This is a genomic window from Streptomyces sp. CMB-StM0423 (genome assembly GCF_002847285.1).
In the GTDB taxonomy this organism is placed as follows: Bacteria; Actinomycetota; Actinomycetes; order Streptomycetales; family Streptomycetaceae; genus Streptomyces.
This window is the reverse complement of the sequence record NZ_CP025407.1, coordinates 4,840,989-4,865,048: the sequence shown is the minus strand read 5'-3', so window position 1 is coordinate 4,865,048 and position 24,060 is coordinate 4,840,989. Positions and strand designations below refer to the sequence as shown.

The 24,060-nt window shown below is 72.7% G+C and carries 22 protein-coding genes; 9 read left to right on the top strand and 13 right to left on the bottom strand.

Going from position 1 to position 24,060, the window contains the following annotated elements; translation table 11 throughout:
- Nucleotides 1–2 precede the first annotated feature (2 nt).
- Nucleotides 3–1,103, bottom strand: a complete 1,101-nt coding sequence (locus CXR04_RS21260; protein WP_101423917.1) for a carbohydrate kinase family protein — start codon at nt 1,101–1,103, stop codon at nt 3–5.
- Nucleotides 1,104–1,221: 118 nt separating this feature from the next.
- Between CXR04_RS21260 and CXR04_RS21255 the strand changes: the two genes are divergently transcribed.
- The 3 genes from CXR04_RS21255 to CXR04_RS21245 all read left to right on the top strand — a co-directional run bounded on the left by CXR04_RS21255 (nt 1,222) and on the right by CXR04_RS21245 (nt 4,125).
- A complete protein-coding gene (locus CXR04_RS21255; protein ID WP_101423916.1) occupies nt 1,222–1,980 on the top strand; it encodes a DeoR/GlpR family DNA-binding transcription regulator in 759 nt (252 codons plus the stop codon).
- Complete coding sequence (locus tag CXR04_RS21250) at nt 1,977–3,308, top strand: 6-phospho-beta-glucosidase (protein WP_199850500.1); 1,332 nt, start codon at nt 1,977–1,979, stop codon at nt 3,306–3,308. The genes CXR04_RS21255 and CXR04_RS21250 overlap by 4 nt, the downstream gene beginning before the upstream one ends.
- Before the next feature lie 226 nt (nt 3,309–3,534).
- Nucleotides 3,535–4,125, top strand: a complete 591-nt coding sequence (locus CXR04_RS21245) for a Uma2 family endonuclease (RefSeq protein ID WP_101423914.1) — start codon at nt 3,535–3,537, stop codon at nt 4,123–4,125.
- A 27-nt stretch (nt 4,126–4,152) separates the two neighbouring features.
- Here the strand turns inward: CXR04_RS21245 and CXR04_RS21240 are convergent, their stop codons facing one another.
- Nucleotides 4,153–4,776 (bottom strand): TetR/AcrR family transcriptional regulator, encoded by a 624-nt coding sequence (locus CXR04_RS21240; protein ID WP_101423913.1) that lies wholly within the window; start codon nt 4,774–4,776, stop codon nt 4,153–4,155.
- Nucleotides 4,777–4,873: 97 nt separating this feature from the next.
- On the opposite strand from CXR04_RS21240, the gene CXR04_RS21235 reads away from it, so the two are divergent.
- Together CXR04_RS21235 and CXR04_RS21230 are read left to right on the top strand one after the other, a co-directional pair.
- Nucleotides 4,874–5,518 (top strand): FMN-dependent NADH-azoreductase, encoded by a 645-nt coding sequence (locus CXR04_RS21235; RefSeq protein ID WP_101423912.1) that lies wholly within the window; start codon nt 4,874–4,876, stop codon nt 5,516–5,518.
- A 299-nt stretch (nt 5,519–5,817) separates the two neighbouring features.
- The gene (locus CXR04_RS21230) at nt 5,818–6,906 is read left to right on the top strand and encodes an amidohydrolase family protein (protein WP_101423911.1); all 1,089 of its coding nucleotides are present in this window, start codon (nt 5,818–5,820) and stop codon (nt 6,904–6,906) included.
- A 90-nt stretch (nt 6,907–6,996) separates the two neighbouring features.
- Here CXR04_RS21230 and CXR04_RS21225 read toward each other — a convergent pair whose 3' ends face one another.
- The 3 genes from CXR04_RS21225 to CXR04_RS21215 all read right to left on the bottom strand — a co-directional run bounded on the left by CXR04_RS21225 (nt 6,997) and on the right by CXR04_RS21215 (nt 11,757).
- The gene (locus CXR04_RS21225) at nt 6,997–7,488 is read right to left on the bottom strand and encodes a hypothetical protein (protein ID WP_101423910.1); all 492 of its coding nucleotides are present in this window, start codon (nt 7,486–7,488) and stop codon (nt 6,997–6,999) included.
- 49 nt (nt 7,489–7,537) lie between these two features.
- Nucleotides 7,538–8,263 (bottom strand): hypothetical protein, encoded by a 726-nt coding sequence (locus CXR04_RS21220; RefSeq protein WP_234380386.1) that lies wholly within the window; start codon nt 8,261–8,263, stop codon nt 7,538–7,540.
- A gap of 2,483 nt (nt 8,264–10,746) precedes the next feature.
- Nucleotides 10,747–11,757 carry a dihydrodipicolinate synthase family protein gene (locus CXR04_RS21215; protein ID WP_234380384.1) on the bottom strand — a complete coding sequence of 337 codons (1,011 nt, stop codon included), beginning with the start codon at nt 11,755–11,757 and terminating at the stop codon, nt 10,747–10,749.
- Nucleotides 11,758–11,810: 53 nt separating this feature from the next.
- Here CXR04_RS21215 and CXR04_RS21210 point away from each other — a divergent pair, with 53 nt between their 5' ends.
- Nucleotides 11,811–12,791 (top strand): LLM class flavin-dependent oxidoreductase, encoded by a 981-nt coding sequence (locus CXR04_RS21210; RefSeq protein ID WP_101423908.1) that lies wholly within the window; start codon nt 11,811–11,813, stop codon nt 12,789–12,791.
- A 461-nt stretch (nt 12,792–13,252) separates the two neighbouring features.
- Here CXR04_RS21210 and CXR04_RS21205 read toward each other — a convergent pair whose 3' ends face one another.
- The 7 genes from CXR04_RS21205 to CXR04_RS21175 form a co-directional block, all read right to left on the bottom strand.
- Nucleotides 13,253–14,392, bottom strand: coding sequence for a DegT/DnrJ/EryC1/StrS family aminotransferase (locus CXR04_RS21205; protein ID WP_101423907.1), 1,140 nt, complete (start codon nt 14,390–14,392; stop codon nt 13,253–13,255).
- A complete protein-coding gene (locus tag CXR04_RS21200; RefSeq protein WP_101423906.1) occupies nt 14,389–15,129 on the bottom strand; it encodes an amidohydrolase family protein in 741 nt (246 codons plus the stop codon). The genes CXR04_RS21205 and CXR04_RS21200 overlap by 4 nt, the downstream gene beginning before the upstream one ends.
- Complete coding sequence (locus tag CXR04_RS21195; protein ID WP_101423905.1) at nt 15,126–15,920, bottom strand: amidohydrolase family protein; 795 nt, start codon at nt 15,918–15,920, stop codon at nt 15,126–15,128. The genes CXR04_RS21200 and CXR04_RS21195 overlap by 4 nt, the downstream gene beginning before the upstream one ends.
- Nucleotides 15,917–16,837: a carbohydrate ABC transporter permease gene (locus tag CXR04_RS21190; RefSeq protein WP_101423904.1), complete on the bottom strand. Its 921-nt coding sequence runs from the start codon at nt 16,835–16,837 to the stop codon at nt 15,917–15,919. The genes CXR04_RS21195 and CXR04_RS21190 overlap by 4 nt, the downstream gene beginning before the upstream one ends.
- Nucleotides 16,837–17,715, bottom strand: coding sequence for a carbohydrate ABC transporter permease (locus CXR04_RS21185; RefSeq protein ID WP_101423903.1), 879 nt, complete (start codon nt 17,713–17,715; stop codon nt 16,837–16,839). Before CXR04_RS21185 ends, CXR04_RS21190 begins: the two co-directional genes overlap by 1 nt.
- 7 nt (nt 17,716–17,722) lie before the next feature.
- Nucleotides 17,723–18,985 carry an extracellular solute-binding protein gene (locus CXR04_RS21180; protein ID WP_101423902.1) on the bottom strand — a complete coding sequence of 421 codons (1,263 nt, stop codon included), beginning with the start codon at nt 18,983–18,985 and terminating at the stop codon, nt 17,723–17,725.
- 123 nt (nt 18,986–19,108) lie between these two features.
- Nucleotides 19,109–21,163: a WD40 repeat domain-containing protein gene (locus CXR04_RS21175; protein ID WP_101426509.1), complete on the bottom strand. Its 2,055-nt coding sequence runs from the start codon at nt 21,161–21,163 to the stop codon at nt 19,109–19,111.
- A 185-nt stretch (nt 21,164–21,348) separates the two neighbouring features.
- Between CXR04_RS21175 and CXR04_RS21170 the strand changes: the two genes are divergently transcribed.
- The gene (locus CXR04_RS21170; RefSeq protein WP_159072371.1) at nt 21,349–22,401 is read left to right on the top strand and encodes a hypothetical protein; all 1,053 of its coding nucleotides are present in this window, start codon (nt 21,349–21,351) and stop codon (nt 22,399–22,401) included.
- Nucleotides 22,402–22,493: 92 nt separating this feature from the next.
- Nucleotides 22,494–22,856: a selenium-binding protein SBP56-related protein gene (locus CXR04_RS21165; protein WP_267898200.1), complete on the top strand. Its 363-nt coding sequence runs from the start codon at nt 22,494–22,496 to the stop codon at nt 22,854–22,856.
- Here the strand turns inward: CXR04_RS21165 and CXR04_RS21160 are convergent.
- Nucleotides 22,847–23,281, bottom strand: coding sequence for a hypothetical protein (locus tag CXR04_RS21160; RefSeq protein ID WP_234380380.1), 435 nt, complete (start codon nt 23,279–23,281; stop codon nt 22,847–22,849). The two genes, CXR04_RS21165 and CXR04_RS21160, sit on opposite strands and share 10 nt — an antisense overlap.
- 156 nt (nt 23,282–23,437) lie before the next feature.
- On the opposite strand from CXR04_RS21160, the gene CXR04_RS21155 reads away from it, so the two are divergent.
- Nucleotides 23,438–24,049, top strand: a complete 612-nt coding sequence (locus tag CXR04_RS21155) for a TetR/AcrR family transcriptional regulator (protein WP_101423899.1) — start codon at nt 23,438–23,440, stop codon at nt 24,047–24,049.
- The last annotated feature ends 11 nt before the right edge of the window (nt 24,050–24,060 follow it).

Below are 24,060 nucleotides of genomic sequence, written 5' to 3'. Positions count from 1 at the left end.
TTCTACTCGGCCCGGAAGCCGATGGTCGGGATGGCCCGCCGGCGCGGACGCTGCCGCACCAGGGCCGGGACCAGGCCGTCCAGGAAGTCGTACCGCCGGGCCACCTCGGCGGCGTCCGCGTCGCCGGCCTTGGCACGGGCGGCGGCCTCGATCCACCACGCGGCCACCTCCGTCCAGTCGGGCGCGGACAGCGAGCCGCCGAAGTGCTGTACGGACAGCGCGGCGGTGAGGTTGGCGAAGGCGAGCCGGTCGGCGAGCGGCCAGCCCGCCAGGGTTCCGGTCATGAAGCCGGCGACGAACACGTCGCCGGCGCCGGTGGGGTCGAGGGCGTCCACGAGCAGGCCGGGGACGTCGGCGGTCTCGCCGGTGACGCCGTCGACGGCGACGGCGCCGTCGGGGCCCTTGGTCACGACGGCGATCGGCACCAGCTCGGCGAGGGCGCGTACCGCCTGCTCCGGGGAGTCGGTGCGGGTGTACCGCATCGCCTCGGCGGCGTTGGGCAGGAAGGCGTGGCTGTAGCGCAGCCCCGTCAGTGCGTTGAGGTCCCAGCGGCCGGTCTCGTCCCAGCCGACGTCGGAGAAGACCTGCGAGCCCTGCTCGTGCGCGTGCCGTACCCACTCCTCGTCCCGGCCCGGCTCCAGCGACGCCATCACGGAGCGGGCGTGCGGGAGCGTGGCGCAGACGGGGGGCGGTGCGGGGTGCTCGTGCGTCACCATGGTGCGCTCGCCCTCGTACGCCATGGAGACCGTGACCGGCGAGTGCCAGCCGGCCAGCCGCCGCGACGGGCTGAGGTCGACGCCTTCGCTCTCCGACAGGCTCTCCCAGCAGTAGTCGCCGTAGAGGTCGGTGCCGAAGCTCGCGCTGAGGGTGGTGCGCAGCCCGAGGCGGGCGAGCGCGGTGGCCATGTTCGCGATACCGCCCGGGCTGGAGCCCATGCCGCGGGCCCAGTTCTCGCTGCCGCGCACGGGCGCGCCTTCGAGGCCGGTGAAGACGATGTCCATGAACACGGTGCCGGTGAGGAGAACGTCGTGCTCAGGATCGCCGGGAGCGCGTGTGCCCGCCAGCGGATCGATCGCTGTGCGGACCGCCGAGGGTGTGCTCAACGGCGTGCCCTTCCTGCTCGTGGTTCACATTGAGCGACACCTTGCACCGCCGCGACGGAATTTGCAAGAGGTCACTCATACTCGCGCAAACTCGCTCACGTGGAGTACATTGCGGTCCATGCTGCGAGAGACGCGCCACGAGAAGCTGCTCAGCATCCTCGGCGACGAGGGCGTGCTGCCCGTCCGGGACATCGCCAAGCGGCTCGGCGTCAGCGAGGCCACGGCCCGCCGCGACCTCACGGAACTCGGCCGCGCCGGCCGCCTCACCCGGGTCTACGGCGGCGCCGTGGCAGCCCGCGCAGACGACGAGAGACCCTTCGCCGAGGTCGCGGACGACGACCCCGGCGGACGGGAGTCGGTCGCCACCCGCGCCGCCGAGCTGATCGAGGACGGCGACGTGGTGCTGCTCGACATCGGCACCACCACGCTGGCCCTGGCCCAGCGGCTGCGCGGCCGCCCTGTGACGATCGTCACCAGCAATCTCGCGGTCTACGAGGAACTGCGCGACGACCACGCGGTCACCCTGATACTGCTCGGCGGCGAGGTCCGGCGGAACTACCGCTCGGTCGTCGGCGTACTCACCGAGTCCAACCTCCGTGAGCTCTACGTCGGCCGCCTCTTCCTCGGCGCCAGCGGGATCCTCCCCGACGGCAGCGTGCTGGACAGCACCCACGTCGAGGTCCCCGTCAAGCGCGCCATGATCAAGGCGTCACGGCAGGTGGTGCTGCTCGCCAGCGCGGGCAAGTTCCCCGGCGACTCGGGGCTCGTCCGCATCTGCGGCCCCGAGGACGTGCACATGCTCATCACGAACACGTCATCGGACCCGGTGACCCTCGCCGCCTTCGGCGAGGCCGGTGTGGAGGTAATCACGGTATGAGGCTGACAGTGCTGGGCGGCGGCGGGTTCCGCGTGCCGCTGGTGTTCCGGGCCCTGCTCGAAGACAGCGGCGACGAGTCGGGGCGGTGCACCGAACTCGTCCTCTACGACACGGAGCCGCGGCGCCTGGAAGCCATCGGCGCCGTCCTCGCGCAGCACGCGGCGGACGGGGAAGCCAGAGGCGCCCGGCCGCCGGCGGTCCGTACCACCACCGACCTCGACGACGCCCTGCGCGACACGGACTTCGTCTTCTCCGCCATCCGCGCCGGCGGCCTCGAAGGCCGCAGCCGCGACGAACGCGCCGCGCTGACCGAGGGGTTGCTCGGCCAGGAGACCGTCGGCGCCGGCGGCGTCCTGTACGGGCTGCGCTCCGTACCCGCCGCCATGCACATCGCCGAGCGGGTCGCGGCCGTCGCCCCGAACGCCTGGGTCATCAACTTCACCAACCCCGCCGGCATGGTCACCGAGGCCATGCAGCGCCTCCTCGGCGACCGCGTCATCGGCATCTGCGACTCCCCCGTCGGCATGGCCCGCCGCGCCGCCCGCGCCCTGGGCGTCGACCCGGAGCGCACCGAACTCGACTACGTGGGCCTCAACCACCTCGGCTGGCTGCGCCGCATCCTCGTCGACGGCGAGGACCGGCTCCCGGAGCTGCTCGCCGACACGGCGACGCTGGAGTCCTTCGAGGAGGGCAAGCTCTTCGGCGCCGAGTGGCTGCAGGCGCTGGGCTCGCTGCCCAACGAGTACCTGCACTACTACTACTTCAACCGCGAGGCCATCGCCGCCCTGCGCGACGCGCCCGCGACCCGCGGCGAGTTCCTGCGCGAGCAGCAGGCGGCGTTCTACGCCGCGGCGGCCGCCGACCCGGGCGAGGCGGCGGCGGTCTGGGAGCGCACGCGCAAGGAGCGCGAGGCGACGTACATGGCGGAGAGCCGGGAGAGCACCGGCGGCTGGCAGCGCGACACGTGCGACCTGGACGGCGGCGGCTACGACCGGGTGGCGCTGGCGCTGATGCGCGCCATCTCCCGCGACGAGCACGCCACCCTGATCCTCAATGTCCCCAACCGCGGCACGATCCCGGGGCTGGACGCGGAGGCGGTCATCGAGGTCCCGTGCCGCGTGGACGCCCAGGGCGCCCACCCGATCCCGACGCGCCCGGCGGCGGCGGACCAGTTGGGCCTGATGCTCACGCTGAAGGACGTGGAGCGTTCCACGATCGCGGCGGCGGACACGGGCAGCCGCGCCAAGGCCCTCCGGGCCGTGACCCTGCACCCGCTGGTCGACTCGGTGAACGCGGCCGATCGCATCCTGACGTCCCGCGGCATCTGACACCCCTCCGCCGGCCCGCCCCGGGCCGGTGGAGGGGCGGCCCGAGGGGGGCCGGGGGCAAGCCCGAGGGGGGGCGGCCCGGGGCGGGGGCGCCGGTCGGCGGGACCGGCGCCCCCTTTGCCGTCAAGGCGACGAAGGTCGGCCACTCGTTCGAGGGGCAAGACCGGCGTTCCCGGTGGGTACGCTGGTCGTACGGGCGAGGATCCGTCGTATGGGAGCACCTGCTATGAGCGTGGCACCGAAGAAGCCGGAGCACACGACCCCGGCATGGCCGATGCCGCCGTCCGGCGGCTATACGGCCGACGACCTGGACACGCTCCCCGACCTGCCTCCACACACGGAGCTGATCGACGGGAGCCTCGTTTTCATGACGCCGCAGACCATTTTCCACAGCGTGACCATTCGCATGCTGGAGAACAGTCTTCTGCGCACAGTCCCGGACGACCTGGCGGTGCTACGCGAGATGACGGTCGTGATCAGCCAGCAGCAGCGGCCCGAGCCCGACCTCATCGTGGTCCGGAGGGACGCGGCGACCACACTTGCGCAGACCAGCTTCCAGGCCGAGGACGTGCTCCTCGCCGTCGAGGTCGTCTTGCCCGAATCCCTCGACCGGGACCGGGAGACCAAGCCGCTGAAGTACGCGAAGGCGGGAATCCAGCACTTCTGGCGGGTCGAGAACAAGCGCGAGCAAGCAGTCGTGCACGTCTTTCAGTTGGATGAAGCCACCCGGAACTACATGCTCACGGGAATTCACACCGACCGTCTGAAGCTCTCGCTCCCGTACGAGACCGACATCGACCTCACCCTCACGTACTGACCGGCGGGCCCCTCCGGGTGGCGCCGCTCAGGGGCGGCAGACCCTCGTGACCAGGATCTTCCAGCCCTCCGCCAGCGCCTGGAGATAGCGGGTCGCCTCCGCCTCCTCCTGCGCGGGCGTCGCGACGTAGAGCAGCACCGGGCCCTCCAGGGCCGCGGACAGTTGCAGGGTCAGGGCGTCGAGGTGGTCCGCGGCCACGCCTGACTGTTCCAGCAGCAGGCGGATGTGCATCCGTGTCAGCCCCGGGACCGCCACCGGCACGGGCCGGTTCTGGCCCAGCGCCGCGCGCGCCACCGCGTGGTGGTCGAGCAGGAACGTGATGCGCCCCTGGCCGTACGCGATCAGCCGGTCCACCGGGTCGCCCCCCGGGCCCAGCGGCGGCGGACCGGAGAGCACGCGCTGCTGGAAGCCGCGTTCCTCCTCGTCCAGGAGCGCGACGAAGATCCCCGCCCGCGTACGGAAGCGGCGGTAGACCGTGCCCTTCCCCACCCCGGCCTGCTCCGCGAGGCCGTCCATCGTCACGTTCTCGGCGCCCGCCTCGGCGATCATCCGGCGGGCCGTATCCAGCAGCAGCCTGCGGTTTCGCGCCGCGTCCGCGCGCTCCGCGCGGGGTCGCCCCAGGGGGATCAGGTCACCGTCCACGGTCGCCACCGTATCGTCAGGAATATAAGCGGGGTAAAGTCCGCTTATGCTGGATCGCGAGTCCTGCGCAACCCGCGCAACCCCCTGCATACGGAGATCAACCCCTATGAAGCTCTTCCGCATCGACGCCAGCATCCTCCCCGGCGCCTCCGCCTCAGCCGAGATAGCCGACACCGTCCAGGCCGCATGGGCCCAGACCCACCCCGACGCTCCGGTGGAGCGCCGCCACCTCGGCACCGCCCCGCTCCCCGCCGACGCCTGGGCGCTGGCCACCACCGCCGGCTTCACGCCGGCCCCCGAGCGCACCCCCGCGCAGCTCCGGGCCATGGAGCTGGCCGCCGAGCTCGCCGCGGAACTGGACGGCGCCGACGCCGTCCTGCTCGCCGTCCCGCTCTACAACTACGGCGTCTCCCAGCACTTCAAGGTCTGGGCCGACCTCGTCATCAACGCCGCCGGGGCCGCCACCCCGGTGCTCAAGGAGAAGCCCACCGTGCTGGTCACCAGCAAGGGCGGCGGCTACCAGCCGGGCGCGCCCCGGGCGGGCTGGGACCACTCGACGCCGTATCTGCGGCGGGTCCTGGTCGACATGTGGCAGGCCGATCTCACCGTGATCGAGCGCGAGTTGACGCTGGCGGCCAGCACCCCCGGCATGGAGGCGCTGCGCGAGGACGCCGCGCGGGAGCACGAGGAGGCGCTCCGGGCCGCGCGGGGCGCGGGGCGGGGCCTGGCGGACGCGGTGGCGCGGGTGTGAGGAGGGCGGCGGCCGGCGGGTGGGGCCGGTTCGGGGTGCGGATCGGGTCGCCCGGCCGCGTACCGTACGGGCCCCCGCGGCAGGCCCGCCGCACCCCGCGGCCGTGCCCGCCCGCGGCCCCGCGCGTACGTACGGCACGGCCCCGTACGTACGCCCCACCCGCACCGCCCGCCCCGCGCGCGTAGCCCGTTACGGTCATCTGCCCGGCCACGCGGCGGGGCGGCCTCCCGCTCACCTCCCGGCGATCACACAATCCCTTCGTCTTCACTCCACTCGCTCCACCGCCGAAGGGGATCCGCGTGCCGTACGTGAGTCGCAGGACCGCCGTCATCGCCACGACCTGGCTCGCCGCCGCCGTCGTCCTCGGACCCACCGCCGGGTCCGCCGCCTCCGCGGCCGAGGAGGACTGCTTCGACCGCCGCACCGAGCCGTACACCTCGGTCGTCGACGGGCACCTGCACTTCCGCCCCTTCGGGGGCGAGGCCGTCCCGTTCCGCGAGGTGGTCGGCTACCTCAAGCGCACCGGCGTACGGCACGCCGGCGTCTTCGGCATCGGGCAGAAGCTCCCGGTGGACTCCCCCTGCACGTACTACCTGGACTGCCCCGGCACGCCCGTGCTCCCCAGCATCAAGAACGACTTCGTCAACGCCGAGAACGTCGTGGAGCACAAGCAGGAGGACGTCGACCTGGCCCTGTCCATGACGTACCCGGACCTCGCCCACCCCGAGACCGTGAGGGGCGGGATGCGGCAGCTCGACGAGGAGTTCCCGGGGATGTTCCGGTGGATGGGCGAGGTCAACCTCATCAAACAGGCCCTCCTGCCCAACAAGCACGAGCCCGCGGACGAGGCGGACATCACCGGGTGGGCGCCGTTCATGGACGAGCTGCGCCGGCGCGACATGCCGATCACCATCCACTCCGACCTCGGCAACGACCAGGACCCGACGCAGTATCTGCACCTGATGGAGCGCGTGCTGCGGCTCTATCCGCACAACAAGATCGTCTGGGCGCACATGGGGCTCTCCAAGGAGCTGTCGACCATGGACCCGGACGAGCACATCGCCATCATGAAGCGGCTCCTGGAGCGCTACCCGAACCTCACGCTCGACCTGAGCTGGCGGGTGCTGGAGGACATGTACTTCGGCAAGCCGGGGGTGCGGGCGAAGTACGCGGCGCTGTTCGACGCGTATCCGGAACAGGCGATCCCGGGGACGGACTTCGTCGCGTCGCGGGACAAGAGCTTCGGGGTCTACAAGGAGGAGCTGGAGGTGACCAGCCGGATCAACAAGGCGATGGGGGACGAGGCGTTCCGGCGGATCGCACTCGGGCAGAACTACTTCGACCTGCTGGGGATCAAGGAGCGGGCGCCGGAGATCTGCGAGGCATAGGCGGAACGACCGACGCGGGCCGCGCGCGTCCGGCCGTAGTGCTCGGCCGGACGCGGGCGGGGGTCCGTGCGGACTGCCGGGTACGGACCCTCAGCACTGGCCCCACTGGTGGGACGAGACCGCGTTGTCGGCGTCGGCCCAGTCGAGCTGGCCCCAACTGTGGCCGCGCTTGAGGCAGCCGATCAGGGTGCGCTCACCGCTGCTCTTGTAGTAGCCCGAGTAGAAGTACACGCCGTCGTTGCGGGTGTTCCAGCCCAGGTTGACGGCGGAGCTGGTGTCGTTGTTGTCGCCGCCCTTGCACTGCCCGCCGCGGCCGTAGTGGCTGTCGTTGTCGTAGTCCTTGCACAGGGCCGGGCCCTTGCATTGGCGGCGGTCGTACATGTTGACCGTGCCGGAGTTCGCGTACCTTTCCGCGGTGTCCTCGCAGTCGAGGTCCTGCGCCGAGACGTCGCGGACCTCGGTGCCCGCGGTCGCCCGGACCGCGGAGTCCGCGGAGTCCGCGGCGGCGTTGGTGGCCGGGACCAGGGCCCCGGCGGAGGCGAGGGCGGCCGCGGCGGCCAGAACGAGCTTGTACGTGCGCATGGGTGATCTCCCTTTCCTGGTGGTACAGGCCGATACGGGGCGATGGGTGTCAGCGAGGCAGCAGTTCCCGGGCGCGGGCCTGTTCCAGTGCCAGGAGCCGCATCCGGTCGCGACCCTCGATCTCCGCGGCGTACTGCGCGCGGTCGGGCCGCGCGAGCCGGCGGGTCAGGCGGTCGACGGTCTCCGGCAGCGGCGTACTGCGCGCGCACTCGGCCTCGGCCGTCGCGAGTTCGACCTCGACGGCGTGGGCCTCGTCCGGGCCCGCGCCCTTCGTGAGCGCGGGCAGGCGGCGCTGGATGTCGTCGGGGCTCTCGTAGGGGTGGCCGCGGCCGGCCATGCAGGCGGCCCACTTCGCGACGGCGGCGCGGTACTCGGGCGCGCGGTGCAGTTCGGCGGTGTGGTCGGGGAGGTTGGCGGCGACGTTGTCGACGCGGAACCATTCGCGGAGATCGCCGTAGAGCGTGCCGTCCGCCTCGGCGAGGCAGCCGGTGCGGGACCTGCGGATGTCCAGGCCGGTCGGGACGGTGACCTCGATGGCCGTGGCGGGGTCGCCGTAGAGGGCGGTGCCGTAGGCGCGTTGGCGGTCGGGGGAGAGGGCGCGGAGGTACGCGGCGTTGGGGTTGCCCTTCCGCTCGCGTACGGACCGCCGGTCGAGCGCGCCGCCGTAGCCGTACTCGCGGGCCCACGCGGGGTCGTCCACGACGTACGGGAAGTCGCGCCGCTCGTCGGCGGTGACGGGGGCCGCGGGGTGGTATTCGAAGCCGCTGCGGTCCATGCACCGGTCGACGAGGGTCTCCTGGGCCTGGTCGAGGAGGGCGAGTTCGCGGGGGGGGGGGGGGGGGGGGGGGTGGCGGTGCGGGGAGGCTTCGCGGGACGGTCGCCGCCTTGGGCGCCGCCGGCGACGCCGCAGGCGGTGGCGGCGGCGAGGAGGAGGGCGCAGAGGGCGACTCTGGACGCCGTCGCGTACGCGGCAGCACCCCTCGTCCCGTACGAACGCATACGCATGTACGCCCCCTGTTCCCCCGTGGTGCCGGGTCGCCCGGCCGTGCTGGTCGTGCTGGTCGTGCTGGTCGAAGACCCGGCGCCGCCGCATGGTCGGTCCGAACGGGCGGCGCCGGGCTGTGGCAGGAGTGTGGGGGGACGGGGGAAAGCGGGGGGAGGTGTTTCGGCGGTGGCCGAAGGAGGGGGGTGGCGGGGGGCGCAGGGGGCAGGCGACGCGACGGGCGCCGGTGGGGGTCGGCCGAACGCGCGCAGGGGGGCAAAAGCAGACCCCCGGGGGGCCGATTCGCCCCGGAACCGGGGATGTTACCGGCGGATACCCCGAATCCCTCCACCCAAGCACCGGGAGCGCCGGGGACGGCCCCGGGAACCACAGCGCGCACGCGCGCGGCGGGGGGGCAAAAATCAGCACGGATGGCCGTTTTGCACCGATTCGCAGGGGGCGCGACGGCGACTTCGTACCACCAAGGCCCGTTCGGGATGGCCCGGACAGGCAGCCGAGGCTCCAGGGCCCGGCAAGTACGCACGGACGGGCGAAAGTCGCACCGCACGGGCGTTTTGCCCCGATTTTGAGTCCGAGTTACCGCGCTTTCGTCTCGGCGAGACTCACGAAAGGAGAACGGCCACCCGGGAGCGTGCCTGGAGGGGCGAAAGTCGATATCGGACGCCCAATTCACCCCGAATCGAGGGGTATGCCCCCGAGTTGAGACCGAACTTCGCACAGCCGGCCGACGGGAGGTGACGCGACAGAAGACGGCAACCCCAGGCACGGGTCGGACCCCGCCCCCGGAGGCATCGCCGACCAGGCCCAACCCGCCTCCGGCAGCCGCCAACGCCCGCCGGGAACATCAGCGAGCGGCGAAAGCCCGGATCTGCGGGCCCGCCCCCGTCCGCCGGGGCACATCCGCGACGGAGCGCAGCCATCGCCGGCTTCCGCCCCGGTCCGGCGGGGGCATCGGGGATGGGGGCGGCCCGGCTCCGTGGGTCCGCGGCCGCGGGGGGGCACCTCGGCGCTCGGGGAAGACCCGGCGTCCGGCGGCGCGGCCCCGGTCCGGCGGGGGCATGGGCGATCGGGCCCGGCCGTCTCCGTCTTCCCGCGTCGGCCGGGATCTCGGCGAGCGGGGAGGGCCCGGCGCCGGGCGGCCCGGCCCCCGTCGGCGGGGCTCCGCCTTCGTAGTGCAGTGTTAGGGTGCCCGCTCCCTCCGGGCCACCCATAGCCGCCGGTCTTTCGGGCCGGAGTCCGGTGTCAGGGGTGGGGCGAAGCCCCATCGCGAAGCGACGTCCCTGGAGCGAAGCGGAAGGGGCGCCCTTGACACCGGACGCAGGCCCGCACACTCAACAGCGGGGTGGCCCGGGGGGAGCCTTTACGACACGGCCACTCCCCTCACCGACACCCCCGCACACCGGCCCACCCCACGCACCACCGCCACCCCGACGCCGCACCCCCCGCACCCGCCCCACACGGCCACGACGTACCAGCTCAACGCCCTACTACCCCCGTGCTGTCAGAGCAGGCGCATACCCTTGGGTGGGCGTGAGGGGAGATGGGTCCGCGGGCGAACCGGGCCGGCACGGGAGCGAGATCAGGCCCCGGGCGAACGGGCCGGCACGAGAGCGAGATCAGGCCCCCGGACAAGCGGGCCGGCACGAGAGCGAGATCAGGCCCCCGGACAAGCGGGCCGGCACGAGAGCGAGATCAGGCCCCCGGACAAGCGGGCCGGCACGAGGGATATCGAGTCCGGGGCGAACCGGGCAGGCGCGAGAGCGGGATCGGGCCCCAGCGGGCGGGCGGGCGCGGGGAAAATCAGGTCCGCGGGCCTACGCGCAGGCACCAGAGCGAGACCGGACCCCAGGCGAACGCGCGGGCGCCAAGGGAGATCCAGCCGCGTACGACTTGGGCGTGCAAGCGGGCACGGGCATGCGGGCATGCGGGCATGCGGGCATGCGGGGACACCTTGGCCGCACCCCGGGCGTGCGGAGGTGCCTCCCAGTCTCCGGCCCGGAAGGGCCGCTCCTGCGGCCCAGACAGACGAGGGCACAGGCGTCCGTGCTCCGACTCCCCGGCAGGGGCCGGGCCTGTGGCACAGATTGACCAGGGGCGAAGGCGTACGTGGTCTGACCGGGCCTCCGGCCCAGACGGACCGGGGCAAGGCGGCCGTCGTCCGACCAGACAACAGAACCCCGCAGGACCCCGCGCCTCCTGCCAAAGGCCCCGAGGCAAAACCACCCGCCGTCCGACCGCACATCAAGCCCGCCCCCTCAGCCCTCCGCCCCCAACTCCCTCCCCAGCTCCTCCAAACACCCCATAACCCGCTCCCGCTCCCCCACGCCAACCCCCACCCCATACGGGTCGTGCCCCCACCCCTCCGGCACCAGCCCCTCCCACACCGCCGCCCAGTGCATCCGCTGCACGTACCCCTCGATCGGGGCGTAGAACGCCGCCTCCGCGAAGCGGTCCAGCCGGCCCGATGCCCGCACGAACTCCGCCGCGTCCCCCCTCCGCCACGCGTCGAGTACCGCCGTCGTCAACTCCGCCCGGGCCGCCGCGATGCCGACCAGTGCCGTGTCCGCGCCCCACATCAGGCTCGGGCCGAACATCCTGTCCTCGCCCGTGACGACCAGGCCGTCCGTGGCCTGCGCCGCGCGGATCGCGTCCTGGCAGGCCATCGCCCGGTCCAGCGTGGCCAGTTTGACCCCCAGCGCTCCCGGCAACGCCAGCAGGTCGCGGATCAACGCCGGCGGGTACTCGTACCCGCCGGCCTCGCCGTGCAGGAAGAACCCCAGCACCGGCAGCCCGCTCGCCTCCGCCACCCGCTCGTGCAGCCGCACTGCCCGCGCGTGGCCATCGGCGTGGCCGGCCAGCGCGCTCAGCGGGTACACCATCACCGCGTCCGCGCCCAGTCCCGCCGCCGTCACCGCCATCGCCTCGACCGCCGCCTCCGCCTCCGCCACCGTCGCGCCCGGCGCGACATCCCGGGGGACCCCCGCGCCCGCGACCAGCGGCTTGTCCGTCGCCTCCCGCCACGTGCGCAGCACCGCCACGCGGTCGGCCTCCGACAGGTACAGGCCCCGGCCCGTGTGGGCCCAGACCGCGAACCCGCCGACCGGCGCCGCGTCGAGCCTCGCCGCGTAGTCACGGAGCACGCCGAGGTCGACCACCCCCCGCTCGTCCATCGGCGTCAGCACCGCCGGGAGCACCGTCCCGCGCAGTTGCTCAAGCAACTCGTCGGCCCTGTCCACCACGTGTTCCGGAACCCCTTTGGCAACCACGGACCACACGCTAACCTTTACGGCCCAGACCGTAAAGGGATAGGAGTCCGGCCATGCGACTCGGCCTCTACGTCAACCTCTTCACCGGCAAGGACGACCGCCCCGCCCTCGCGGACGCCGTCGAGCAGGCCCGGCTCGCCGAGCAGGCGGGCTTCGACTGGGTGGTGCTCGGCGAGCGCCACCTGCACCGTCCCGGTTACCACGAAGCGCTGACCTCCCTGACCTGGCTCGCCGCGCACACCGAGCGCATCGGCCTCGCCACCGCCGGCCTCATCGCCCCCGTCTACCAGCCCGTGTGGCTCGCCGAGACCCTCGCCCACCTCGACGTCCTCTCCGGCGGCCGGGTCACCGCCGGCCTCGTCCTCGGCTACCGCCCCGAGGAGTTCGCGCTGTACGGCATCCCGCCGCGCGAGAAGGTCGCGCGCTTCGAGGAGTGCGTGGAGCTGGTCACCCGGCTGTGGACCGAGGAGTCGGTCACGTACGAGGGGCGCTTCGCCTCCGTCACCGACGCCTTCCTCTCCCCCCGCCCCGCCCAGCGCCCCCGCCCGCGCCTCTGGAACGGCGGCCGGGTGCCGGCCGCGCTTGCGCGCACGGCGCGGATGTGCGACGGCTGGACGACCTCCTTCAACGAGACCGACGCCGAACTCCCCGTGAAGATCGCCGAGTACCTCTCGTACGAGCGCGGCCCCGGCACCCTCGGCGCCGACGTCCTCGTCTGCCGCGAGGGCCACTGCGCCCCCACCTCCCTCCAGGCCCGCAAGGCGCTGGAGGAGCCGCTGCGCGGGCTGTACGACGCGTACGGGTCCTGGAAGCGCACGTCGATGGACGCGGGCCGGTACGCGCAGGAGTGGGACGACATCGCCGCGCGCAGCGTCGTCGGCTCCCCGGAGCAGTGCGTGGACGGCCTCGGCCGGTACGCCACGATGGGCGCGGACGGCGTCATCCTGCGCGTCCAGCCGCCGGGCATGCCGCAGGCCGACGCGCTCCGGGCCATCGAGGGGTTCGGCGACGTACTCCGGCGGCTGGAGGGCTAGCCGACCACCCCCCGGGGGGCGAGACCCGACCGGCCGCGGCAGCCGGTGAGCCGGGACGCGTCGACCGCCGGCATGCCTCGACGGCCACGGCGGCCCCCGCCCAGCCCCCAGACCGACCCCCCAGCTCCGCGCCGCCCGACGTATTGCCGTCCCCTCCCCCGCCATTTACGGTCAGGGCCGTAAATCACTCCCGTTGGAGGTCCCATGCGTCGCGCCCTCACGGCCGCGTGCCTGCTCGTGGTGACCCTCGCCCTACCGGCCCACGCCGAAACCGCCCCCGACACACCCGCGTTCACCCCGCCCGCCCCCGCCCAGTGCGGCTTCGCCGACCTCGGCAGTTCTACACCTACCGGGTCTGCTGACCCGGCGCACGGCGAAGGCGGTGGGGGCCGGCCCCCAAGGCCGGTCCCCACCGCCGGATTCCGGTCAGGCCGGCCCGCGGCTCACACCGCTCACACCGCTCAGCCCGACACGCGCGTGCACGCGTCCCGCACCTTCCGCGCCGCCCGCGCGATGTCCCCCATCGCGTCGTCGTCCGCCATCAGCAGGTGCTGCCGCACCCACACCGTCGCCTCCGCCTCCCCCTCCGCCACCGGGCACGGCCGGGCGTAGCCGGCGAGGGACGGCTCCACCGACAGTGCCCGGTAGCCGGCGTCGAGCGGGATGCCCTCCGCCGCCATCGCGGCGATGAACTCGTCCTTCGTCCGGCCCCCGAACGCCGCCGCGTCGTACCGCAGCAGCGCCAGGTGCCAGGTGTGCCGCTCGGTGTCCGGGGGCGCCGGGCGTACCGACAGGCCCTCGACGTCAGCCAGCGCCGCCGCGAGCACCGCGGCGGAGCGGGTCCGCCGGTCGATCTGGGCGGGCAGCCGGGCGAGCTGCGGCCGGAGTACGGCGGCCTGGAAGCCGGTCATCCGCAGGTTCCAGCCCAGCGCGGGGTGTTCGTACCAGCCGCCGTCGAGCCTCCGCCCGACGTTGTGCAGGGACCACAGCCGCTCGTACGTCGCGCGGTCGCCGGTGACGATGACGCCGCCCTCGCCCGCCGTCATGGCCTTGCTCGCCTGGAAGCTGAAGCAGCCCGCGTCGCCCAGCGTGCCCGCCGCCCGCCCGCCGCGCACCGCGCCGTGCGCCTGCGCGGCGTCCTCGACCACCGGCACCCCGGGCGTGCCGGCGTCGGCGATCGCCCCGGAGATGTGGACGGTCATGACGGCCCTGGTCCGCGGCCCGACGAGGGCGGCGACCGCCTCGGGGTCGACCAGCAGCGTGTCGGGGTCCACGTCGGCGAACACCGGCACGGCGCCCGCCAGTACCACCGCGGAGGCGCTGGCGACGAAGGTGTACGCCGGAACGATCACTTCGTCGCCCGGCCCGACGCCCACCGCGCGCAGGGCGAGGAAGAGCCCCACGGTGTTGTTGACGGTGCACACCGCGTACGGCGCGCCCGTCATCGTCGCGAACGCGGCGGCGAACTCCTCCACCTCGGGACCGTTGGTCGCGCCCCACCTGCCGCTGTCGAGCACGGCCAGCAGCGCCTTGCGCTGCTCGTCGGTGGCGGGCGGCGGCCACTCGGGCCAGGGTGCGGTGCGTACAGGCGACGACGTCACAAGAGCCCTTTCATCGTTCCGTAGAGAATCTGCGCGCGGTCCGCCTCGGAGAGCTCCGCCAGCCGTACGCGGCCGAGCCCGACCCGCAGGTCGAGGAAGACGGCGTCCGAGCCGAACGCGATGCGCTCGGCGCCCACTTCCCGTACCAGCCGGACGAGGTGCCGCGCGGTCATCCGCGAACCGCACGTCTCCAGCACGAGGTTCGGGGCCGCGGCGGCGGCGCGTGCGGCCGCGGCGAAGCCCTCGGGCCACAGTCCCGCGTGGCCCATGAGGACGGGCAGCGCCGGATAGCGCGGGCCGACCGCGGCGAAGCGGGCGGGGTCGGACCAGGGCGAGCCGTACTGGCCGTGGGAGAGCACGGGCACGCCGCGCTCCGCCGCGATCTCGAACGCCTCGGCGTACGCGGGCGCGTCCAGCTCGGCTTCGTGCACGTCGGGGTGGAGCTTGACGCCCGCCATGCCGGGGACGTCGAGCAGGTCGCGCAGCCGGGCGCCGGCTTCCGGGTCGTGCGGCTGGTAGACGGCGTAGCCGAGGAGGCGGCCGGGGTACCGGGCCAGGTCGGCGACGAGGAGCGCGTTGCCGGCGCGGGCGTCGGGGCCGACGGCCAGCAGGTGGGAGACGCACGCCTGGGCGACGCCGCAGCGGTCCATGACGGCGAGCAGGCTCTCGGCGGAGCCGTCGGGGATCGCGAAGTTGAACCAGCGGCCGAGGTGGGCGTGCGCGTCGATGACGTTCATCCGCCCGCCTCCCGCCCGCCGGTACGCGATCGTCCCGTAGGCGATCCGCCCGTACGCGATCCGCGTTCCCCTGCTGCGTGCGCTCCGCCCGCCTCCCGCAGCAGCCGGTCCGCGTTGCCCGCGGCGATCCGCGCGACGTCCGCCGCCGGCAGGTCGAGGTGGTCGAGCTGGAACCGCGGCCCGGCGTCGTCGGTGAGCGGCGAGCCGGTGCCGAACAGCACCCGGTGCGCCCCGAAGCGCTCGGCGGCCCACTCCACCTGCCGGTGGCCGCAGAGCGTGGAGGTGTCGACGTGCAGGTGCTCGCAGCGGGCCAGCAGGCCGGCCAGCTCGCGCAGGCTGCGGTAGCCGGTGCCGGTCAGGACGAGCGGCGGCATGCCGGGACGGCGGGAGAGGCGGCGCCGGCCGGCGGCGTCGAGCTGCTCCCAGTCGACCAGGGTCACGGTGCGCCGCTCGCCGAGCAGCCGGAGCAGCCGGGCGCCGTCGTCGTGGTGGTCGCTGCCGTCGTCGCCGAGGGAGAAGCGGTGCGCGGCCGGGTAGAGCCGTACCACCGGCACCGGCGGCAGCTCCCCCGTGCCGAGCGGCCCGGGGATCACCGCCGGCACCGCCAGCAGCCGGTCCTCCTCGACCGGCGGCACGGTCAGCGGGTCGCCGTAGACCGCGTGGGAGTGCACCACCCATGCCTCGTCGATGCGCAGCCGGTCCAGTTCGCCGCGCAGCCCGGCGGCGTCGCGGCCCGGCACGTCGTCGTGCGGTACGGGCCCGAGGATCCGGTTGACGTCGACGACCCTCACGACTTCAGCCCCGTCGTCGCGATGCTGTCCGTCAGATACCGCTGGAGCAGTCCGAAGACGAGCAGGCACGGCACGACGGTGATCGTCGCCCCGGCCATCACCTGGTTGATCGTCACGTTCTCGCCGTCGAGCGTGGCGAGGCCCACGGTCAGCGTGTGCATGTCCCCGGACTGGGCGATGACCAGCGGCCACAGGAAGTCGTTCCAGTGCCAGAGGAAGACGAACACACCGAGCGTCGCCATGATCGGCCGGATCAGCGGGATGACGATCGTGGTGTAGATCCGCCACTCCGAGGCGCCGTCGATCTTCGCGGCCTCGAACAGCTCGTCCGGCAACTGCATGATGAACTGCCGCATCAGGAACACGGCCTGGGAGTTGGCGAGGGTCGGGACGATCAGGCCCCAGTACGTGTCCACGCCGTTCATCTCGGAGATGAGGATGTAGTACGGGATGAGCGTGGCCTGGAACGGCACCATCAGGGTGGCCAGGAACGACCAGAACATGATCTCCCGGCCGGGGAAGCGCTTCTTGGCGAAGGCGTAGCCGGCCATGGAGGCGAAGAGCAGGATCAGCACGACGGAGACGACGGAGTAGACCGTCGAGTTCAGCGCCCAGCGCAGGATGTCGGAGCTGCCCAGGACGTCGTCGAAGTTCGCCGGCGTCGCCTTGGTGACGTCGAACGCGCCCGGCAGGGTCTTGCCGCTGTGCGGGGCGAAGGCGACGAGCACCATCACCGCGAACGGCGTGACGGTCACGAACGCGACCAGCACCAGCAGCGTCGGCAGCGTGAGCCGCGCGGGGCCCCGGTCGGGCCGCGGCGCCCCGGGCGTACGGCCCTTGCCCCGCCCTCTGCCGCTGCCCTTGCCCTTGCCGCCGCCGGTGTCCGGGGGCGCGTTGTCGCGGGTGAGCACAGCCATCAGTCGTCCCTCCCGATCAACCACCGCTGGATCAGCGAGAAGACCAGTACGACCACGAAGAGCACGAGTCCCAGCGCGCTGGCGTAGCCGAAGTCGAAGTACTTGAAGCCGGTGTCGTAGAGGAGGTAGACGAGGCTGTAGCTGGAGCGGACCGGGCCGCCCGCCGTCATGACGTACATCTGGTCGAAGACCTGGAACGCCTGGATGGCCTCGATGACGAGCACGAAGAACAGCACCGGCCGCAGCATCGGCAGCGTGATGTGCCGGAAGCGCTGCCAGCCGCCGGCGCCGTCGATGGTCGCGGCCTCCGTGACGGCCCTGGGTATGGACTGGAGGCCGGCCAGCAGGATGAGCATCGAGTAGCCGAAGCCCTTCCAGGCCGAGGCCGCCGCGATCGACGGCAGCACGAGCGTGTCGCTGCCGAGGAAGTCGACGGTGCCGAAGGACAGGGCGCCGAGGGCGGAGTTGAGCAGGCCGTCCTCGATCTCGTAGATCCACTTCCAGACGACGGCGGCCAGCACGATGCTGGTGACGTACGGCAGGAAGAACACCCCGCGGAAGAAGCCGCGCATCCAGACCGTGCGGTGCAGCAGCATCGCGGTGCCGAGGGCGACGCCGACCGTCAGCGGGACGTAGACGGCGGTGTACATGGCGGTGACGCCGAGGCTCTCCCAGAACAGGTCGTCGTCGACCAGCCGGGAGTAGTTCTCGGCCCCGATGAACTCCCATTCGCCGTTGAGCCGGTAGTCGGTCAGCGACAGGAACCCCGCGCCGACGACCGGGCCGAAGCGGAACACCGTGAACAGGAGGAGCATCGGGGCCACGAACAGCAGCCCCGCGCGCGCGTCGTGCCGGCGCAGCGGCGCAATCTTCCGCATTCGGCGGCTACCGCTGCCTGGCCAGCAGGTCGTCGGCCTGCCCGGCCGCCGCGTCGAGCGCCTCCTGCGGGGACTTCTTGCCGGTCATCGCCGCCTGGATCTCCGGCGCGAGGATGCCCATGAGCTGGCGGGCGATGGGGCTGGACTCGCCGGGGACGACGACGGACAGGGCGTCCTGGAGCTTCTCGACGTACGGGCTGTCGGAGGGCACGGTGACGTCGGTGCGCGGCGAGAGGAAGCCGGCCGCCTTGCCGAGGCTCTCGATCTGCTCCGGCCGGGTCATGAAGGTGATGAACTGCTCGGCGCCCGCGATGTTGCCCTGGGCGTTGATGCCGAGCGCGCCGGGGACGCCGAAGGCGGCCTGCTTCTCGCCGGTGAGCGGGGCGCCGACGATGACGTTCTCCTTGCCCCACGCCTCCTCGGCGACGCCGAAGTCGATGCCGGAGTTGGTGAAGCCCATGGCGGCCTGCTGCTTGCCGAGCGCCTGGTCGGCGACGACGTTGACGTTGGTCATCGCCGTCTTGGGGATGGCGCCCTGCTCGTAGAGGTCGGTGAGAAAGGTGAGCGCGGCGACGCCCTTGTCATCGTTGAACGCGACGCTCTCGCCGTCCTCGCTGAATATCTTCCCGCCGGCCTGCCAGAGCAGCGGGTAGAAGTTGAGGTTCAGGGTGGCCTCGTTGCTGGCGGAGTAGTCCAGCGTGGCCAGGCCCTCGGCCTTCAGCCTGGGCGCGGCGGCCTCGATGTCGGCCCAGGTGGCGGGGGGTTCCTCGATGCCGGCCCGGTCGAGGAGCTTCTTGTTGTAGAGCGTCGTCGTGATGGTGTGGTAGATCGGGGCGCCGTACGCCTTGCCGTCGTCGCTGAGCGCGTCCAGGGCGGCCGGCAGGAACTTGTCCGCGTAGTCCTTGATCGCACCGTCGACGGGGGCGAGGGCGCCGTTGGCGAGGTACTGGGGTATCTGGTCCGGTTGCAGGACCACGACGTCGGGGCCCTTGCCGCCGCTGAACGCGGTGGCCAGCTTCTCGTCGCGGTTGTCCCAGGGCTGCTGCTCGATGGTGAGCGACGCGTCCGGGTACTCCTTCTCGTACGCCTTCTCCAGGCCCTCCCAGTACTCGGCGTTGGCCTCGGGGTCGCCGATCACCGGGTACATCCAGACGGTCACCTCGTCGGAGACCGAGCCGGAGCCGCCGTCGGAGCCGCCGCAGGCGGCGGCGAGGGCGGTGAGGCTGAGCAGGGCGAGGGGGATGCGGACGCGCTTGAGCATGGTGTTCATAAGGGCCTCCGGGGGCCTCAGGATGCAGTGGAGCCCGTCTAGTTTCGGCCTTGACCGAAAATAATCATCTACTTTGGGACTGTCAATGGCTGTGCGAGGGGCGGGGATTGGGATCGGCCGGGGTCAGTCGTCGCCGTCGCCGGGGGCGCGGTCCCGCGGGTCGACGGAGTACAGCCCGGCGCCGCTGCTGAAGTAGAGCCGGCGGTCGGAGTGGGCCACGAGCCGCCGGTGCGCATGCTCGACGACCAGCACCGGAGCCGTCCGCGACCAGGGATCGACGCGGTAGACGCGGTTGCCGTCGATGCTCGCGTACAGATACCTGCCCAGCACGGCGAGATCGCCGCCGCCCCGGCCCGCGCCCAGCGGGATGCGCCGGACGACCTTCCGGGAGTACGGACTGACGGCGAAAACCGTGTTTCCGGCGATGCCCCAGAGCTTGCGGTCAGGGCCGATGGCCACGGCGGTGACGGTGGCCGCCCCCGGCACCGGAACCAGCTCCCAGAGCTTGCGCCTTCTGCGTAGGTGCCAGGCGAACACGGCGCCCGACTCGCGCGTCGGCGGCGTGGTGCCCAGGCCGCCGGTGACCGAGCACCCGCCGTAGACGACGCCGCCCGCGGTGGCCAGCGAGAAGACCGACTCGTCCCTGACGACGTGCCGGTGGACCTCCAACTCGCCGCTGTCCGGGTCGTACACGGCGATCGCGCCGCCGAGCCGGTCGCCGTCCGGGACGGTGCCCATGACGATCTTCCCGCGCACCTCCACCAGGGCCTTGGCCCGCATCTGGAGGTGTTCCTGGAGCGTGTACGCGCGCTCGGGGTTGTCGGGAGCACCGTCCGGGCCCGGGGAGTACTCCGGCGAACTCCAGGTCCTGCCCGGCTCGTAGCGGTAGAGGCGCGCCTCGGGGTACGTGCCGATCCACACCGAGCCGTCGCTGCCCCGCAGCAGGGACTCGATCTGCGAGAAGCAGTGGAAGTCCGGCGTGCCGGTGCGGGTGCCGACGGCGGCGAAGCCGCCGTTGAGGAACCCGCCGGCGTAGACCGTGCCGCGGCCGCCGGCGCCGAGGGCGAGGATCTCGATCGGCTCGTCCCGCCGGACCTGCGTCTCCAGGGTGGCGTACGCGCCGGTCCGCGGGTTGTAGCGGAACATCGCGCCGCGCCACAGCGTGCCGACGAGGCTGGTCCCGGGGTAGTCGGGCAGGCCGAGTTCGGCCCAGCCGATGGAGCGGGCGTTCTGCACCCGGCCGCTGAAGGTGAGCCCGGTGCCGGTGAGTTGCCGGGTGGCCGGGTCGTAGCGGCGCAGTTCGCTCTGCTGGATGAGGTAGACGCCGCCGTCCGCGTCGGGCGGGGAGACGTTGAGGCCGTGCGCGCCGGGGATCTCGTCGGTCCAGGCGCGGGCGGCGAGGTCGTAGACGAACAGCGGGCCGGGGTTGGCGCTGCCGATGCGGGCGTAGAGGCGGCCGTCGTGGATGTCGATGTCGTAGACGCTCAGGTTGTCCGCGGTCGGCAGTCCGGGCGGCTTGCGCAGCTCGGTGAAGGTGCGGGTGGCGGGGTCGAACTCGGCGATACGGGCCTGGGAGTACGCGCCGCTGTAGACCTTGCCGCCGGCGCAGGCGAGGCTCTTGATGTACGTCTGGTCGGCGATCGGGCGGCCGAAGTCCTCGACGGCGCCGGTGTCCGGGTCGTAGCGGAAGAGGTGGCCCTGGGGCGAACCGCCGCCCCACACCTTGCCGTCGGCGTCGACGGCGACTCGCCAGATGAAGTCCTCGCCGGGGACGGGCACGCCCAGGTCCTCGGCGGTGTCGCCGCCGCGCCAGCGGTAGAGCCGGCCGCCGCTGCCCCAGGTGCCGGCGTACACGCTGCCGTCGGGTGCGGCGGCGGCCGTCCAGCCGCCGTCGGCGCCGGGCAGCGCGGCGGAGACGGAAACCTCCCCGGTGGCGGGGTCGATGGCGTTGAGGTGGGCTGGATCGCCGTTGGAGACGTTCCAGCAGGCCGGGCGGCCGTCCGGGCCGGGCGCGACGAGTCCGCCGATCAGGAGCACGTCCTTGAGGGGGACGCCGAGGGAGTCGGGCCCCGGGGCCGCGGCGCCCCCGGGGGTCCCGGCAAGTGCGGGGCCCGCGGGCAGGGCGGTGGCGGACAGGGCTGCGGTCGTGCTCACCAGAAACGCGCGGCGCGTCGGCATGGTGTGGGACACCTCCGGTTCCGGGCCTGAATTACGGCACTAGCCGAAAGTGATACGCCGCGCCCTGAACGGGCGTCAAGACTCTGTTCGCGTCCGCCACTTGGCCGTAGGGTCATTGACGGCGGGCGTGAAGGTCGGTCTACTTACGGCATTGACCGAAACATGAACCCGTGGAGGAGCGCTCCATGAGACGTTGGTCCCTCGCGTTGTCGCTCGGCCTGTTGCTCGCCCTGCTCGGCATCGCGCCCCCCGCGAACGCGGCCGTCGAACTCCCCGGCGGGAAGAAGAACTTCGTCGTGAGCCTCGGCTCGCTGCGCGACGGCTCCCGGGAGAACTGGACCCGGCTGGGCACGTACGCCTTCGACGCGAACGGCACGGTCACCGCCCGCACGTACCTGTGGAACCAGAAGACGCCTGTCGCCCGCGAGAAGACGGGCACGACCCCCGACCTGTCCTGCGCCACCAACGCGAACGACTCCCGGACCCACGTCCGCCGGTGCGAGACCCTGACGGCCGGCGGCTTCAAGGGCGCCCCCGCGGAGACGCGCACCGGCACGTACACGACGCGCACCGACGCGAGCGGGGTGCAACTCGTGCACATCACCTGGCAGATCGGCCAGGCGTGGTCGGAGCAGTGGGCCGTCACGCTCACCCCCGACCGCACGCTGGCCAGGCTCGACTACCGCTTCAACACCCTCGCCACCCACGGCTACGCGTACGGCAGCAACGCGGAGTTCACCACCCGCAGGGCGATGAGCTCGGTGCTGGCGTTCCCCGGCACGCTCAAGCAGGACATCACCTCGTGGGCGAAGGACAAGGTCGGCACGAGCACCGGACAAACCTTCCAGCACCGGCAGTTCCGGATGTGCACGACGGCGACCCACTGCCTGACGTACGTCCAGCCGTCGTCCACGGCGGCGTGCCAGAAGACCGGCGGCTGCCCGAACTACGGGGGCGGGACGACGGCCGACGTCACCTCGATCCAGTACCACCTGCTGAAGATGTCCAGCTACGACCGGCGGGACTCGCTGTGGCACTGGTGCACGTGCCTGGCCATGGAGCGGAACGAGTTCTGCTACACGGGCAACTCGCATGTGAAGCCGATGCTCCAGATCATCGACGACAACGGGAACTTCCACGGCTGGGTGGGCGCGGAGGCGTCCTTCTACCCGTCGTCGGCGGGCGAACCGCGCTACTCCGACATGCTGGCGACGTTCCGGATCACGACCTTCCGCTGACCGGCGGTGCCCCCCGGCCGGACTGTGCGGCCGGCCGGGGCCCGCCTGTTGCGGGTGTGTGGCCGGACCGTCCGGTGCTGCGCGCCTAGCGAGTGGGGCGCCGTCGATGGTGGAGGAGGGCGTGGGGCACGGGCGAGCTGCTGCAGTACGACGTGAGCGACCCCTTCCACCCTCGCCGCACGGCCTCCGCCCGCCTCGGCGGCATCACCGCCGGGACGCCGCAAGACGGGCGGCGCGTGTACCTGACGAACTCCCTCTACGGCTCCTGGGACGACCAGTTCCACCCGGACGGCGTGGAGCCGTGGCTGATCAAGCTGGACACCGACCCGGCGGCGGGCGGGCTGACGGTGGACCACCGGTTCTTCCCGCACGGCGCGGACTTCCGGGGCCGCCGCGTCCACCAGACGCATCTGCAGGGCGGAGACCCCTCGTCGGACTCGTACTGCTACCGCTGAGGGCGATCGGGCGGCGGGGGGCCCGACTCGATGTGGATGCCCTGGGCGGCGTGGAAGTCGCGCCCCTGGACGACGGGGCCGTTCCAGACCTGGCCGCTGACGCTGTTGCTCACCGAGTCGGCGCCGTCGCCCGGCAGCGGGGGCAGTTCCTCGTGCCAGGTCCGCAGCGCGGCCCGGAACTCCCCGTCCAGCGCGGCCCGTACGGCCAGCGCCGTACTCAGCGCCTGCGCCCGCGCCTCGTCGGTGGGCTCCTCGGCGAGCCGCGTCAGCTCCGCCTCGGCGGAGCCGCCGCCGGCGTCGCCCCCGCCGTCGCGCCGGAACGGCATCCGCACCAGCCGCACCAGACCGGCCCAGGCATCCCGCCCGATCTCACCCCCGGCCCCACCGGCCAGCGCCACCAGCAGCCCCACAGAAACCGGATCCACCCGGACCACCCCTTCTCCGGCTACGCCACGTCCCGCATGAAGACTGACGCCCGACCGCCCCCGGCGGGTTCCTGGGTCAGCTCCGGTGCTCCAGACAGCGCGGAGTGAGTACTCACTCATTGACGGAGTGAGTACTCACTCCGTACGCTCGGGGATATGACCACACCGAAGGAGAACCAGAGCGCCCGCCGCCGCGCCCCCGCCATGTCGCCGGAGCAGCGCCGCGAAATGATCATCCAGACCGCCATCCCGCTGATCACCGAGTACGGCGCCGCGGTGACGACCGCGAAGATCGCCCGCGCCGCGGGCATCGGCGAGGGCACGATCTTCCGGGTCTTCGCCGACAAGGACGAGTTGCTGAACGCCTGCATGGCCGAGGCGCTCTCCCCCGAGCACGCCGTCCGCGAGCTCGACGCGATCGACCTCTCCCAACCGCTGCCCGCCCGGCTCGCGGAGGCCGCCGAGGCGCTGGAGGCGCACATGTCCAGGATGGGCGCGATCGCCGGCTCGCTGGGTCATCGCGGCGGCAAGCACCCCGGCACGGTGCGCGGCGCGGGCCGGCACGAGTCGACGACCCGTATCCGCGCGGCCCTCGCGGAGCTGCTGGAGCCCGACAGGGCCGCCCTGCGCCGGCCGCCGGAGCAGATCGCGGCCCTCTTCTTCGGACTGCTCTTCACCCAGCCGCGTACCGCGGACGAGACCGACCTGACCCCGCGGGAGCTGGTGGAGGTCTTCCTGTACGGGGCCCTCTCGGACGACGCCAGATGAGCGCCGGTGCC